The following is a 13,952-nucleotide window of genomic DNA, read 5'->3' as shown; positions in this document are numbered from 1 at the left end:
TCGACTTGATCGACGACCGACAATTTAAAAGTCAGTGTGTAATCTCGTTGACTGCGTTTTGTGCCCGTATCCATTGCACCTTCCTGATAAGAAGCCAGAAGGTGTAAACCTTATTCAGGACGAAGCAGAGGGTAAAAAAAAGCCCTATCGCAATGCGATAGGGCTTTTGTCATTGCAACGACCCAGGGCTCAGCGCCCGATCGCCCGCGCCGCATCCGCGGTGTACTGGTCCGGGGTGAATTTGCCTTCGTTGAGAATCGGGCCTTTCTTCGATTCGTTGGTCATGCCATAGCCGGTGTACTGGCCGGAGTTCAGGTCCATGAAGAACTGCGAACCGGCCTGCCAGCCGCTCATGTCAGGGTGGTAGTAGTAGTTGATCATGGCGTGCTTCCACAGCTGCCCACGGGCATCGTAGTTGTCGGCCATGACGGCGTTCCAGGTATCTTCATCGATGAACAGCACACGCTTGCCGTAGACATGACGGAAGCCTTCCTTCAAGTTGGCTTCCACCACCCATACACGGCGCAACTCGTAACGCATGAAGTCCGGGTTGGGATGATTCGGTGTGAGGATGTCGGCGTACTTGACCGTCCCGGTATTAGGCTTGAATGCGTTGGCCGGGCTGTAGATCTCGCGCTTGCCGATCAGCTTCCAGGAGAAGCGCTCCGGTGAGCCGTTGAACAAGCGGTCCTCGTCGACGGTCATGGTGCCGTTGGTGCCGATCATCGGCTGATCGTAACCATAACCCGGCAATTGCCGTACACGTCGGGTCGATGGGCTGTAGGACCAGGCCTGACGCGCATCGGTGCCATAGTTGTAGGGTTCATGGGCAATACTGAGGTTACCGTTGTCCCGGGCCGGTTTCAGGGTCATGTTGTTGCTTAGGGCCGAGAGCTTGTCTTCCGTGCGGGAATCGACGGTGGGTGAGTTGGCCAACGACAGGTTACGCGCGTAGGCACGCCCCCAGCCAATGTTGCCGTTGGGCAGGACCGACGCCAGGTCGGAGGTCTTTTCTTCCGTGTAGGCACGGGCTGGCAGTTGGTGGTTCCACAACACTTCCACGCCGCTTTTAGGGATCGGGAACGGCACCTGGCCAATCCCGGTGAAGCCGTCGCCGTTGTTGACCAGCTTGGCGTGCAACGCGTTGTCCATCGCGCGGCGGCAGACGTAATCGGGGTAGCGGAAATCCCGGTGGCCTGGATAAATATTCATCTTGTAGGTGGTCGGGTATTTCTTCAGCAGGGTCTTCTGCCCTTCCGTCAGGTGCGACTCGTACTGGCTCATGTTCTGCGCAGTGATCACCAGGATCGGCTTCTCCGCAGCATAGGGGTCTACCGGTTGGTCGCCGGAGAACTTCACATGATTCCAGCCTGGCACTTCACCCAGGTACTTGCCGGTGTACGGCGGAATGGTGCCCTCGGCGTTGCCTGCTTGCTCGGCGCCGACACAGGTCAGTTCCTTGCCCAGTTTGGCGGCTTCCTGAGGTGACACCTCGGCGAGCGCAGAACCCATCAGCCCGATATTGGCTGTGACTGCGACCGCGAGCATGAGACCTGTTCTTGTTATTTTCATGTAATGCCTCCTTCGCTGATAAGGCTTTGTGGTGTGTACCCATTGTTCGCGTTCTGCCGGCCCCAACATCGTCCGGAAAGACTAAGGCGGCGTTATGCGTGCAGTTTTTCTTGCAGCTGTGCCTTGAGCACCTTGCCGGTGGCATTGCGGGGCAAGGGTTCGAGTACCCGGTAGACCTGTGTCGGCACTTTGTAAGCGGCCAGGCGCTCGGCAATGAATGCGCAGATCTGCGCCGCTTGGGGCAGCGTCGATGCCTGGCCATGCACGGCCAGCCCCACCGTCTCACCCAGCAGCGGGTCGGCGATGGCGAATGCAGCCGCTTCCAGGACACCGGGCATATCGAGGACGCAGGTTTCAACTTCGGCGGCGGAGATCTTTTCGCCACCGCGGTTGATCAACTCCTTGACCCGGCCGGTAATGCTGAGGAAACCCTCATCGTCGAGGTAACCGATGTCGCCGGTATCGAGCCAACCGTCGCGCAGGCTTTGCGCAGTGGCCTCGGGCAGGTTCCAGTAGGCGCTCATCAAGGTTGGCGAACGCAACCAGATCACCCCGCGAGTGCCCGCCGGCTGCGGCTGCTCGGGGCTGTCACCGATGCGGATGTCGACAATCGGCAATGCCCAACCTGCTGTCGCCGGCTTGTAGACAAACGGATCACCACCAATCGCCGCGCCGATGCCGTTGCTTTCGGTCAGGCCGTAGCCGGCTCCGCCGATGACGTCGGGCTTGATCTTGAGCATGTCGTCGAGCACGTTGGCGGACGATGCGCCGCCGCCCAGGCCCAGACCGAACAGGCTGGCGGTCTGCTCACTGCCAAAGCGCGGCGAGGCGAGCAATTGCTGCATCATCACCGGGGCACCGTTGAACTGGGTGCAGCGCTCGTCGCGAATCAGGTCGATCGCGCGTTCGACATCCCACTTGTACATCAGCATCAAGCGTCGACCGCCGCGCAATGCCGACAAAAACTGCGCATGCAAGCCGCTGACATGGAACAGCGGAACAGCCGCCAGCGTGGTGGGTGGATAACCGCTGTTGATCACCACACCGATACGCTGGGGCGAACTCATGGCGCAAAACGCGCCCTGGAAATCCAGGGCAAACAGCGCCTGGCAGATTGCCCGGTGACTGGACACGACGCCCTTGGCGCGGCTGGTGGTGCCGGAGGTGTAGAGGATCAGCGCTGGTGCGCCAGGATCTATTTCCAGCGTTGGTACAGGATGTGCGGGGGCGCTGATCAAGTCCTCGAAACGCAGGCAGTACTCGGGCAAGGCAGGATCCTCAGCCCCGACGACGATCGTGGCGCGCTGCTCGCGGGCCAGGTCTTCACGCAGGGTATTGAGGCGCGCTTCGTCGCACAGCAGCAGGCGCGAACCGCTGTCCTGCAACGCGTATTGCAACTCGTCGCGCAGGCCCCAACTGTTGAGTGGCACACACACCGCGCCGCAGCGCTGGGTCGCCGCGAAGGCCACCAGCCATGCCGGCTGGTTGCGCATGGCAATCGCTACCCGATCGCCCGGTTGCACTCCAAAATTGGCAACCATCTGCCCGGCCAGGCGGTCGACCTGGTCGAAGTATTGGTTGAAGGTCAGGCGTTGCGATTGCCACATCAGAAATTCGCGATCGCCGTGGACTCGACCGGCGTCGATGACTTGCAGCAGGTCGTGGGGGGCGTGACGGAAGTAGCGTGGAGCGCCGTCATCGGGCGTCACCACTTCAAAGGGCGAGCCGGGGGCGATCAGGTCGCGCCACGCGGTTTGCCAGCGTTCAATGCTCATTTTTGTTTTCTCCAGAACGGGCGAAGGACCTGTGGGCGCGGTTCGGCATTCAACATCTTCATCGCCTGACACTCCGCCTTCGCGGGCAAGCCCGCTCCCACAGGGGGTGTTGTGTCGCATGCAGGTCTGCGGTACACCCGCGATCCCTTGTGGGAGCGGGCTTGCCCGCGAAGGGGCCGGCACATTCAACATCCTCATGGCCTGGTGCTCCGCCTTCGCGGGCAAGCCCGCTCCCACAGGGGTTTTGTGTGGTGTACAGGTGTCGGGGACACCCGCAATCCTTGTGGGAGCGAGCCTGCTCGCGAAGGGGCCGGCACATTCAACATCCTCATGGCCTGGTACTCCGCCTTCGCGAGCAGGCTCGCTCCCACAGGGGGTTTACGCGTTGGTCGAATAGCGTTCGCAATGGAAATCCCGGTCACCCAGGCAGCTCTGCGCAACGCGCACGCGCTTGAGGTACAGGCCGACATCCAGCTCGTCGGTGACGCCGATGCCGCCGTGCATCTGTACCGCTTCGTTGGCGACCTTGATCGCCGTGTCGCCGGCTTTCCATTTCGCCAGGCTGACCAGTCGAGCGCGGGCCCGAGGTTCGAGGCCGGTGTCATCCAGGGTCGCCAGCGCGGCCATCAGGGCGCTGCGGCTCAGCGCCAGGTCGATGTACATCTGCGCGGCGCGATGTTGCAGGACCTGGAAGGTGCCAATCTGCGTGTCGAACTGCACACGGGTCTTGAGGTACTCCAAGGTGGTTTCGAACAGCTGCTCGGCCATCCCCAACAGCTCCGCCGCGAGGCAGGTGCGACCCCGGTCCAGTGCTGTTTCCAGCAAGGCCCAGCCCTCTCCCAGGCTGCCCAGCAGCGCGTCACTGCCCAATTGCACCTGATCCAGTTGCAAGCGTGCGCTGTTGCGCGAATCGATCTGCGGCAAGGCGCTGACCATCAAGCCCGGCGTATCGGCCGGCACCAGGAACAGGCTGATGCCTTGCGTCTCACCTGGCTGCCCGGACGTGCGCGCCGCCACCGCGTAGGCATCGGCACCCAGGCCATCGACCACCCAGAACTTGTCGCCGTGCAAGCGATAGCCCTGCCCTTCGGCCTTGGCCTCAAGGGCAATGCGGCTCGGGTCGTGGCGCGAGCGTTCGTCCACTGCCAGGGCCAGGCGCTGCTCACCACCGATCAGCGCTGGCAACCACTGCGCCTTTTGCGCCGCATTGCCCGCCAGTTGCACCAGCGAGCCGCCCAGCACCACGCTGGACAACAGCGGCGTGGCAGACAGATTGCGGCCCATGGATTCGAAAATCGGCCCCAAACCCTTGCAACCGAAATCCAGGCCACCGAACTCTTCGGGAAACGCAATCGCGCTCCAACCCAACTCTACCGCGTCACGCCACAGCTGCGGCTCAAAACCCAGGGCCACCGCCTCATCCCGCAACCGACGCTGGGCACTCACCGGACTGCGGGCAGCGAGAAAGTCCCGGGCGCTGTCGGCCAGCAAACGCTGGTCATCGTTGTAACGCAGGCTCATGGGGTGACTCCTTTTTTAGCGTCGGGCAAGCCCAGCACGCGCTTGGCGATGACGTTGAGTTGGACCTCCGAGGACCCGCCGGAGATGGTCAGCGCATAACTGTTCAACCAGGAACGGGTGACCGCCAGTTGCTGCTCGCTGAACGCCGGACTGTCCCAGCCGAAGGCATGCCCGGCCATGGCATCGAGCAGCACTTCGAACTTGTCGCGCTCCTGTTCAGTGTGCGTAAGCTTCATGATCGACATCAGGCCGCCGATGTCATCGCCGGCCCGCGCTTCTTCACCCATGCGCTGAACGGTCAGGTTGTAGGCATGCTCATTCATCGCGCAGGCCGTCGCCCGCGCCTGCAAGGCATGCTCACCCTGGGTCTGTGGCGCCGGCACGTATTGGCGCATCAGCGCCAGCAGGTCGACGTGAGACGGCAAGCTGAACTCGCCGAATTTCGACATCGCCTTGCGTTCGTGCTGCAACAGGTACTTGGCCAGGTTCCAGCCGCCATTGAGCGGCCCGATCAACTGGCTCTTGGGCACCTTGACGCTGTCGAAGAACACCTGGCAGAACGCCGACTTGCCGCTGATCAAATCGATCGGTTGTGGCTTGACCCCGGGGCTGCGCATGTCCAGCACGATCAGGCTGATGCCTTCGTGTTTCGGCACGTTGAAGTCAGTGCGCACCAGGGCATACATCCAGTCGGATTTGTCGCCGTAGGAGGTCCAGATCTTGCTGCCGTCCACCACGAAGTGGTCACCGGCATCGCGCGCAGCCATTTTCAGGCTGGCCAGGTCGGAACCGGCGTTCGGCTCGGAGAAACCTTGGCACCAGCGCACTTCACCGCGGGCAATCGGCGGCAGCAGGTCGCGTTTCTGTTGCTCACTGCCATAGGCCAGCAATACCGGCCCGAGCATCCAGATGCCGAGGTTGATCTGCGGCGGCCGGCACTTGATACGGCGCATCTCGCTTTCCAGCACCGCCAGTTGTTCGTCGCTCAGGCCGGCGCCGCCATATTCCTCGGGCCACTCGGGGCAGAACCAGCGTTTGTCGCGCATGCGCTCGAACCACAGGCGGGCGTCTTCGCAGGGAAACTGCGGGTTCTGGCTGCCCCACACCACATCGCCTTCAGCCATGCCGGTGCGCATCGACAGCGGACAGTTGGCCTCCAGCCAGGCGCGGGTGTCCTGGCGAAATTGCTCGATAGTGCTCATGAAAGTCCCCTTCGACCCGCCCCGGATCCGGGGCGAGTGCGGTTCTTGTTGTTGATGGACGAGCGTCAGCGTTGGGTGCGCGGCATGCCGAGGCCAAACTGGGCGATCAGTTCGCGCTGGATTTCATTGGTGCCACCACCGAAGGTCAGGGTCGTTGCAGAGCGCAATTCATACTCCAGGTCACCCTCTAACAGCGTCGCCGCCGAACCGCTGCGCATCGAACCATTGGCACCGACGATCGCCGCCAGCTTGCGCAGGATCTCGATGGCCGACTCCGAGCCAAACACCTTGGTGGTCGAACTCAGCGCGACGCTCATGCGGTCGAGCTCGAGGTCGGCGGCAATGCGCATGTTGATCAGGCGCATCGCCTCCAGGCGCGCGTAACACTCGGCCAGCGAGCTGCGCACCCAGGCTTTGTCCATCGCCCGACGGCCCTGTTCATCGCGGGCCCGCGCCCACAGGTAAACCCTGCGAAACAGCGCCACGACCTTGTCCGACCAGGTACCCAAGCCGAGGCGCTCGTGGTTCAACTGCGAAGTGATGAGTTTCCAGCCACCGTGCAACTCACCCACCAGCATCTCGTTGGGTACCCGCACGTTGTCGTAGTAAGTGGCCGCCGTCGGAGTGCCGACGGTATGGATCAGGGTGTGGGAGAAGCCCGGCGTCGTGGTATCGACGATCAGCAGCGAAATGCCTTTGTGCCGCGCCTGGGTCGGATCGGTACGGGCCGCCAGCCAGACGAAATCGGCCGATTCGGCACCCGAGGTCCACAGCTTGTTGCCATTGACCAGGAAACCTTCATCGTCCTGGCGGGCACTGGTTTTCAACACCGCCAGATCGCTGCCGGCATCGGGTTCGGAATAACCAATGGCGAACATGATTTCGCCCGCGGCGATCCCTGGCAGGAAGCGTTCTTTCTGCAGCTCGCTGCCATGGGCCATCAAGGCCGGGCCGACGGTGCTGATGGTCACGAACGGCAGTGGCGCCCCGGCGATATTGGCTTCTTCGAAGAAGATCAGCTGTTCGGTGGCGGCATAGCCCTGGCCGCCATGGGCCTTGGGCCAGCCAACCGCGAGCCAGCCGTCGCGGCCCATCTGGCGGATGGTCTGGCGAAACAGCTCGCCGCCTTCCTTGCCGCGCAACTGCGCGCGCATGTCCGGGGTCATCAGGGCCTGGAAATAGTCCCGCACCTTGTGGCGCAGGGCATGTTGTTCGGGAGTGAGGTCGACGAACATCTGCTGCTCCTTAGGCTGTGCCGAGAATCAGGCCGCTGGTGGGTACGCCGGTGCCGGCGGTAACCAGCACGTTCTGTACATCCGCCACCTGGTTGACCGCCGTGCCACGCACCTGGCGTACCGCTTCGGCGATGCCGTTCATGCCGTGGATATAGGCTTCGCCCAGTTGCCCGCCGTGGGTGTTGATCGGCAGTTTGCCGCCACGGGCATGGTGCCCGGCGCGGATGAATTCCTTGGCTTCGCCGCGCTTGACGAAGCCGAACTCTTCCAGCTGCGGCAACACGAACGGGGTGAAGTGGTCGTAGATCACCGCGGTCTGGAACGCGTCTGGGCCCAGGCCCGACTGGCGATACAGCTCGCGGGCGACCACGCCCATTTCCGGCAGCCCGGTGATGTCGTCGCGGTAGAACGAAGTCATGCTCTGCTGGCCATGGCTGATGCCCTGGGAACCGGCCTTGATGGTCACCGGCTTCTGCCGCAGGTCACGGGCGCGCTCGGCCGAGGTGATGATCATCGCCACGGCGCCATCGGATTCCTGGCAGCAGTCGAGCAGGTGCAGCGGTTCGCAGATCCAGCGCGAGGCCTGGTGTTCTTCCAGGGTGATCGGCTTGCCGTGGAAAAACGCCTGGGGATTGGTCGCAGCGAAATCACGCGCCGCCACCGCGACACGGCCGAAATCTTCGGAGGTGGCGCCATAGGTGTGCATGTAGCGCTGGGCGAACATCCCGACCCAGGCGGCTGGTGTATGGAAGCCGTGGGGCATGTACCAGCCGTAGTTGACGTTGTCGAATATCGGCGATGATGCAAAGCCATAGTTGCCAGTGCCGAAGCGATACCAGGAACGCTCGTTCATGGCCCGATACACCACCACCACTTTCGCCACGCCGGTGGCCACCGCCATCGCCGCGTGCATCACCGGCCCGCAGGCGGCGCCGCCGCCGTGGGGCACCTGGGAGAAGAACTTGACGTTCTTGCACCCCAGCAGACGAGCGATTTCGTACTCCGGGACCTTGTCCACCGAGTAAGAGCTGAAACCCTCGACCTCGCTTGGGTCGATGCCGGCATCCTTGAGCGCGCTCAAGGTGGCCTCCAGGGCCAGGCGCAATTCGGTGCGTCCGGAGTTCTTGGAAAATTCGGTCGCGCCGAGGCCAACGATCGCGGCGCGCCCGGAAATCGATGAATCAGTCATCTGTGTCTCTCCGGCTGTCAGGGCAGGACCAGCGCGACCGTGCCGGTCACGTGGTTGCCCATGGAATTTTTGCCGCTCAAGGTGATTTCCACCGCGCGGGTGTCGGCATCGAGTGCGCTGACGCTGCCGCTGAAGGTCATGCAGTCGCCGGGATAATTCGGCGCGCCGAGCTTGATTTTCAATGCGGTGAATTGCGCCAAAGGCCCGGCCCATTGCTCGATGAACCGCTGCACCAACCCATTGGTGGTGAGGATGTTCATGAACACATGGGGCGAACCCAAGGCACGGGCCGCCTCAGCGTCGTGGTGCCCGGGGAAGTAGTCACGGGTGGCGATCGCGCCGCCGTTGATCAGGGTCACGGTAATCGGCACCGCGAGCTCCGGCAGTACTTCGCCGGGGCGCACGTCGTCAAAGCGCTTGGTGTTCTTCGAGGTCATATTTCCATCCCAGCTTGTCGTTATCGTTGAGCCAGTCGCCCAGGCGTTCCAGATTGGCTGCCGAGCCACCCAGGGCAAGGGACAGGCCGCGACTCCAGTAGAGAAAACGGTGGATCGGGTACGTCAGGTCGACGCCGATACCGCCATGCACGTGTTGGGCGGTGTGGCCGATGCGGTGCCCCGCTTCACAGGCCAGCCAGGCAGTGGCCAGGGCTTCGGAAGGCGCTGGCATGCCGGCATCGATGCGGAAAGCCAACTGCCAGAGCGCGGTGCGCAAGGCTTCGACGGCGATATGGGTGTCGGCCATGCTCATTTGCACCGCCTGAAAGCTGCCGATGACGCGCTCGAACTGCCGGCGCTCGCTGACATAGGCCACGGTGCGGCGGATCTGCTCTTCGCTGACCCCCAGTTGCAGGGCCGCCAAGGCCGCCACGCTGCGCAGCTCCAGCCAGGCGACTGCCTCGACCGGCAACAGCGCCGCCGCGTTTACGGTCAAGCCCTGGATGTGCAGGTCGGCCGCCGCTTCGCCGTGGGTCATCACTGCCGGCACCCGCTTTATCTCGGGCGCCGTCAGATCGAGCAGCAGCAAACGTGGCTGCGCGTCGACGTCTACCAACACCAACGCGGCCTGGGACTGCTCGCCCAATGCCAGGGCCGCGACCCGGCCGTTGACCGACCAGCCGTCGGCGCACGGACAGGCTTGCAACTCGATACCCAGCGCGCTACTCAGGCCCTCCATGGACAGGCTCAACAGCGCCTCGCCGGTTGCAGCCCTCGCTACCCAGCCGGCACTGTCGCCAGCATCAAAACGGGCCAGGGTCGCGGCGGCCAATTGATGACGCCACAACGGCACCTGGGCCAGGGCCTTGCCCTGAGCTTGCAGCACCAGCATCAGTTCGGTCATGCCCAGACCGCTGCCACCGTGCTCTTCGGGGATGGCCAGGGCATGCAACCCGGTCTCGATGCACAGCGCCCACAGCGGCGCCATCATCGGCTCGCCGCTGGTGTCCCACTGGCGCATGTAGTCGTCATGGCAGTGGTCGACAAACAGGCCGTCGGCCATCTGCGCAATGGCGCGCTGGTCTTCGCTCAATTCGAAATCCATGGGGGCTCCTATGCCTCTACCGGCCGAAACATCGGCAGGGTCAGCTGGTCATCGAAGGTCTGGAACTCGACCTGCAACGGCTGGCCGATCTGCAACTGGTCCCGCTCTACACCGACCAGGCCGGCGATCAGGCGCACGCCTTCGGCCAGCTCGATCAGGCCGATCGGGTTGGGGTAATCGAACGGCGGCACTTCGGGGTAGTGCATCACCACGAACGAGTACAAGGTGGCGCGGCCGCTGGCCTGCACAGTGTCCCAGTCGAAGCTGTGGCACTGGATGCACACCGGTGCCGGTGGATGACGCAAGGTCTTGCACGCCGTGCAGCGCTGGATCAGCAACTGGCCCTGCTCGCAGCCCTCCCAGAAGAACCGCGTGTCATCGCTGATGCCCGGCAGCGGGCGCTTGGCCTTGGCCGGTGCTGACTCAACCTTGGCCGGCGCCTGGGCATTGGCCGCACGAAACTTGAAGACGCGAAACAGCAACTCGCCGACCGGCTCGTCGCCACCGGCTTTTTCGACGAAATGGCTCATCACCAGGGTGACGAAGAAACCAGTGCCCAGGGCGGTGGTTTTCTCATCGCCGACCGAATCCAGGCGCGTGGTGTAGTAGAGTTTTTCCCCCAGGCGCACCGGGCGGGTGAAGCTCAGTTCGGAGTTCACCGCCACGGTGGAGGCGTAGCCGTAGGCTTCCATTTCCTTGAGCACCTCGTAAGGGTTCTCGTCGGTGGAGCCAGGTGGATAGTTGTTGGCGTGCAGGCCTTCCATGGTCCACACCTGCAGCATCGCAGGCGGGGCGATCAGGCCCTCATGTGATGTGCCCAGGGCGAAACCCGCATCGGTGTACAACGGGTTGTCCACGCCCATGACTTCGCACCACTGGCGAATCATCGGGGCATTGACCTCGTCCCAGGCATACACGCGGCCGTACTGGCGCCCCACCAGGGCGCGCACATTGGATAGCAATTGTGGATCAGCCAAAGTCGTCTCCTTCACATTGAAGGCGGCCACCGAACCCGGTCGCCGCAATAGGTCGATCAGGTGGGCAGCACCTGCGCGGCACCGAGAAATGCCGGGCGTTCACCACCGCCATGCAGCAACAGGTTGCAACCGCTGGCGTAACCGGCCAGCGGCGATGCGATGTAGAGGCAGGCGTTGGCGATGTCTTCGGCCACGGCCATGCGGCCCGCCGGAATGCCGGCAGCCACAGCGGCGATACCGGCCTCGGAGCCGTAGTGCAGATGCGCCTGTTCGGTCAGCACCAGGCCCGGGCTGACCGTGACCACCCGCACCTTGGGCCCCCACTCCACCGCCAGCGATTGCACCAGTGCCAGCACCCCGGCCTTGGCCGCGCCGTAAGCGGCGGTGCCTGGCGAGGAACGCAGCGCACTGATACTGCCGATGAAGACGATGCAACCGCCCTGGGTCTGTGCCTGCATCAGCCGGTTGGCGTGCTGGGCGACATTGAGCGGGGCGATCAGGTTCAGACTGATGATGCTTTCATGAAACCTCGGCGAGGCCGTGGCCGCGTCAGTGGCAGGGCTGCCACCGGCGTTGTTGATCACCACGTCGAGGCGGCCGAAGTCGCGCTCGATGGTGGCGAACAGGCGTTGCAGGGAATCGTGGTCGCGCACGTCGGCGGCAATGAAGGTCGCGCGCTTGCCGGCCAATGTCGGCACCTGCTCAGGTTCGCGCCGGGCACAGATGATCACCCGTGCGTTCGCGGCGAGAAATCCCAGCGCGATACCGGCGCCGATGCCCTTGGTGCCACCGGTGACCAGCACCACCTTGCCGCTGTAATCAAGACCCGAATGCAGCTCCATCATGTGCTCCTTTTCTACTGACAAGGATCACTCTAGGGACGATGCGCGAGCCAAACTACGTCTGAACGGACGATGAAAATTCAGCGCCGTGAACAGGACACTGGCGATTATTCACACCTTGCCTGGTCTTCGAAGATGCCCACGTCCGACTCATCTGCTGCACCGGTTCTGCTCGAACACCCACTGCCCGGCGTGGCCCTGCTGCGACTCAACCGCCCCCACGCGACCAACGCCTTGAGCCTGGAATTGCAGGCGCTGCTGTCGCGTCATTTCAGTGAGTTGGCGATAGATCCCCAGGTGCGCTGCATCATCCTGACCGGCGGTGACAAGGTGTTCGCCGCTGGCGGCGACATCAACAGCATGGCCGGGGTCGGCGCCATCGATATCTACAAGCGCCACACCGAACGGGTCTGGGGGCCGATCCAGCACTGCCCCAAACCCGTGATCGCGGCCGTCTGCGGCTACGCCTACGGCGGTGGTTGCGAACTGGCGATGCACGCCGACCTGATCGTCGCCGGGCGCAGCGCACGCTTCTGCCAACCGGAAATCCGTATCGGCATCATGCCCGGCATCGGCGGCACCCAACGGCTGGTCCGGGCCGTGGGCAAGGTCAAGGCCATGCGCATGGCGCTTACCGGGCAACCCATCAGTGCCGAGGACGCCTGGGTGGCCGGACTGGTCAGCGACCTGGTGGACGATGACCAGGTACAGGCCCACGCCCTTGAGCTGGCGCGCGTCATCGCGGCGATGCCGGCGCTGGCCGCCGAGCAGATCAAGGAGGTGATCCTGGCGGGTATGGATGCGCCGCTGGAGGCTGGGCTGGCATTGGAGCGCAAGGCTAATGCGCTGCTGTTTGCGTCACGGGATCAGAAGGAAGGCATGCAGGCGTTTATCGACAAGCGGCCGGCGCGGTTTGAGGGGAATTGAAATCTCCCGGATGAAAATGCTGATCCCCCCCGTAGCAGCCAGGCTTTGCGTTCCACGATCTTTGCGCTTCTATTCCGGCGGATCAACCCGATCCAGCGCCCGGTTCACCGCCAACTCCCCCAGCATGATGACTTGCGCAATACCCAACAGGGTATTGCGACTCGCCCCCTGCGTGCGATCCGCTAGATCCAGGGTCATGACATTGGCCGAAGCGAGTGACTCACAGGCGTGGGCCAGCAGGGTTTCGGTGTCGAGTTCCGGGTTGACGATGAACATGGTGCTGAGTTTGCGCGAGGTGGCGTTGATGTCGGCGGCTGAAGGGATGGGGTCGGAAGGAGTTGCCGGATCGCTGTCCGGCGGGTTCGGTGTTGGCTTGATCATGAGTGCTTCCCTTATTAGTTGGGCCGCACCATCTCGCTACTACACGAAAGGGTGGCAGCTGTGCGCAAGTTAGTAGACCGGCAAGGGTAAGCAAAAACCGGCGCGCCCGAGGACGCCATGCGCACAGCTACCATCAAGTGCAGGCGAATACCTGACTGATGATGCTCATGCGACCGCTTTAACCTTGGCCGGGCTACTAAACCCGATCACTGAAATCAGTGACGGCGATCAAGTTACCGAGCGACTCCAAGGCGCACAAGCCGGCGGATTCTGGCGTAACCGTAGGCAACGGCGCAAGGTGCTGTGGCTTTCGGGAAGCAACCTGGCTGGCGTTTAAACACGCTGCAAATTGCTCGCAAAAACGCTGACAATAGAGGCGGAACAACCCTCGCTCCAAATGCTGGGATGCTGCCCCGCCCCCCCTTTAGTCAAACACGCAAATATTCCTACAGATGCGCCGCACCGCCATCCCGGACGCATCCTACGCGTATATCGGAAGCATCCTACCCCTACTTTTGTCAGATTCATTAAAGCTCTCGAGTGCTTCAACGAGGGTGGAAAACCAATCCTCCCCGTATGCCCATCCAGCCCAGGGAGGCCTGACCATGAGCACTCAACCACGCATCTTCTTCAACCACACCCGCCACAAGTTCGCGATCCGTTGGTTCGACGCCGTGTTCGACGTCCTCGCCTTCGAAGGCGAAGAACACCTCAGCCAACCCTTCACCTACCGCATCGAATTCACCTGCAGCGAACAAGACCTCAGCGCCGAGAAGATGCTCAACAAGG

General features: G+C 62.9%; 13 protein-coding genes. 2 read left to right on the top strand and 11 right to left on the bottom strand.

The annotated features are described in order from the left end of the window. Positions 1 to 189: 189 nt before the first annotated feature. From CGA21_RS29435 to CGA21_RS29390, 10 genes are all read right to left on the bottom strand, one after another. On the bottom strand, positions 190 to 1,572 hold the full coding sequence (locus CGA21_RS29435; RefSeq protein WP_177411684.1) for a DUF1329 domain-containing protein: 1,383 nt from the start codon (positions 1,570 to 1,572) through the stop codon (positions 190 to 192). A gap of 92 nt (positions 1,573 to 1,664) precedes the next feature. Continuing rightward, positions 1,665 to 3,347 (bottom strand): class I adenylate-forming enzyme family protein, encoded by a 1,683-nt coding sequence (locus CGA21_RS29430; RefSeq protein WP_110755035.1) that lies wholly within the window; start codon positions 3,345 to 3,347, stop codon positions 1,665 to 1,667. 378 nt (positions 3,348 to 3,725) lie between these two features. Next, on the bottom strand, positions 3,726 to 4,868 hold the full coding sequence (locus CGA21_RS29425) for an acyl-CoA dehydrogenase family protein (RefSeq protein ID WP_188265665.1): 1,143 nt from the start codon (positions 4,866 to 4,868) through the stop codon (positions 3,726 to 3,728). Further along, complete coding sequence (locus CGA21_RS29420; protein WP_188265664.1) at positions 4,865 to 6,070, bottom strand: acyl-CoA dehydrogenase family protein; 1,206 nt, start codon at positions 6,068 to 6,070, stop codon at positions 4,865 to 4,867. Before CGA21_RS29420 ends, CGA21_RS29425 begins: the two co-directional genes overlap by 4 nt. 65 nt (positions 6,071 to 6,135) lie before the next feature. After that, positions 6,136 to 7,305 carry an acyl-CoA dehydrogenase family protein gene (locus CGA21_RS29415; protein ID WP_110755038.1) on the bottom strand — a complete coding sequence of 390 codons (1,170 nt, stop codon included), beginning with the start codon at positions 7,303 to 7,305 and terminating at the stop codon, positions 6,136 to 6,138. 10 nt (positions 7,306 to 7,315) lie between these two features. Further along, positions 7,316 to 8,494 (bottom strand): lipid-transfer protein, encoded by a 1,179-nt coding sequence (locus CGA21_RS29410; protein ID WP_188265663.1) that lies wholly within the window; start codon positions 8,492 to 8,494, stop codon positions 7,316 to 7,318. A gap of 17 nt (positions 8,495 to 8,511) precedes the next feature. Continuing rightward, positions 8,512 to 8,931 carry a MaoC family dehydratase gene (locus tag CGA21_RS29405; protein WP_020801275.1) on the bottom strand — a complete coding sequence of 140 codons (420 nt, stop codon included), beginning with the start codon at positions 8,929 to 8,931 and terminating at the stop codon, positions 8,512 to 8,514. Beyond that, positions 8,903 to 10,036 (bottom strand): acyl-CoA dehydrogenase family protein, encoded by a 1,134-nt coding sequence (locus CGA21_RS29400; protein WP_188265662.1) that lies wholly within the window; start codon positions 10,034 to 10,036, stop codon positions 8,903 to 8,905. Before CGA21_RS29400 ends, CGA21_RS29405 begins: the two co-directional genes overlap by 29 nt. Before the next feature lie 8 nt (positions 10,037 to 10,044). Continuing rightward, entirely contained in the window at positions 10,045 to 11,013 is a 969-nt protein-coding gene (locus CGA21_RS29395) for a bifunctional MaoC family dehydratase N-terminal/OB-fold nucleic acid binding domain-containing protein (protein WP_188265661.1), read from the bottom strand. Positions 11,014 to 11,069: 56 nt separating this feature from the next. After that, a complete protein-coding gene (locus tag CGA21_RS29390; RefSeq protein WP_110755042.1) occupies positions 11,070 to 11,855 on the bottom strand; it encodes an SDR family oxidoreductase in 786 nt (261 codons plus the stop codon). Positions 11,856 to 11,990: 135 nt separating this feature from the next. Here CGA21_RS29390 and CGA21_RS29385 point away from each other — a divergent pair, with 135 nt between their 5' ends. Next, on the top strand, positions 11,991 to 12,782 hold the full coding sequence (locus CGA21_RS29385) for an enoyl-CoA hydratase (protein WP_188265666.1): 792 nt from the start codon (positions 11,991 to 11,993) through the stop codon (positions 12,780 to 12,782). 69 nt (positions 12,783 to 12,851) lie between these two features. Here the strand turns inward: CGA21_RS29385 and CGA21_RS29380 are convergent, their stop codons facing one another. Next, positions 12,852 to 13,163 (bottom strand): DUF6124 family protein, encoded by a 312-nt coding sequence (locus CGA21_RS29380; RefSeq protein ID WP_110755043.1) that lies wholly within the window; start codon positions 13,161 to 13,163, stop codon positions 12,852 to 12,854. A 605-nt stretch (positions 13,164 to 13,768) separates the two neighbouring features. Here CGA21_RS29380 and CGA21_RS29375 point away from each other — a divergent pair. After that, a partial coding sequence (locus CGA21_RS29375) for a hypothetical protein (RefSeq protein ID WP_188265649.1) occupies positions 13,769 to 13,952 on the top strand: 184 nt, incomplete at its 3' end.

This window comes from Pseudomonas sp. PSB11, assembly GCF_014596605.1.
Taxonomy (GTDB): Bacteria; Pseudomonadota; Gammaproteobacteria; order Pseudomonadales; family Pseudomonadaceae; genus Aquipseudomonas; species Aquipseudomonas umsongensis.
Note: the sequence above shows the minus strand (reverse complement) of the source record. Positions and strands in the feature narration are given on the sequence as shown.

What these genes read in the sequence shown, in the direction of transcription:
- CGA21_RS29385 (WP_188265666.1), top strand. Translation starts at nt 11,991, where the DNA reads ATGCCCACGTCCGACTCATCTGCTGCACCGGTTCTGCTCGAACACCCA.
- CGA21_RS29425 (WP_188265665.1), bottom strand. Translation starts at nt 4,868, where the DNA reads ATGAGCCTGCGTTACAACGATGACCAGCGTTTGCTGGCCGACAGCGCC.
- CGA21_RS29405 (WP_020801275.1), bottom strand. Translation starts at nt 8,931, where the DNA reads ATGACCTCGAAGAACACCAAGCGCTTTGACGACGTGCGCCCCGGCGAA.
- CGA21_RS29420 (WP_188265664.1), bottom strand. Translation starts at nt 6,070, where the DNA reads ATGAGCACTATCGAGCAATTTCGCCAGGACACCCGCGCCTGGCTGGAG.
- CGA21_RS29430 (WP_110755035.1), bottom strand. Translation starts at nt 3,347, where the DNA reads ATGAGCATTGAACGCTGGCAAACCGCGTGGCGCGACCTGATCGCCCCC.
- CGA21_RS29400 (WP_188265662.1), bottom strand. Translation starts at nt 10,036, where the DNA reads ATGGATTTCGAATTGAGCGAAGACCAGCGCGCCATTGCGCAGATGGCC.
- CGA21_RS29380 (WP_110755043.1), bottom strand. Translation starts at nt 13,163, where the DNA reads ATGATCAAGCCAACACCGAACCCGCCGGACAGCGATCCGGCAACTCCT.
- CGA21_RS29390 (WP_110755042.1), bottom strand. Translation starts at nt 11,855, where the DNA reads ATGGAGCTGCATTCGGGTCTTGATTACAGCGGCAAGGTGGTGCTGGTC.
- CGA21_RS29435 (WP_177411684.1), bottom strand. Translation starts at nt 1,572, where the DNA reads ATGAAAATAACAAGAACAGGTCTCATGCTCGCGGTCGCAGTCACAGCC.
- CGA21_RS29415 (WP_110755038.1), bottom strand. Translation starts at nt 7,305, where the DNA reads ATGTTCGTCGACCTCACTCCCGAACAACATGCCCTGCGCCACAAGGTG.
- CGA21_RS29410 (WP_188265663.1), bottom strand. Translation starts at nt 8,494, where the DNA reads ATGACTGATTCATCGATTTCCGGGCGCGCCGCGATCGTTGGCCTCGGC.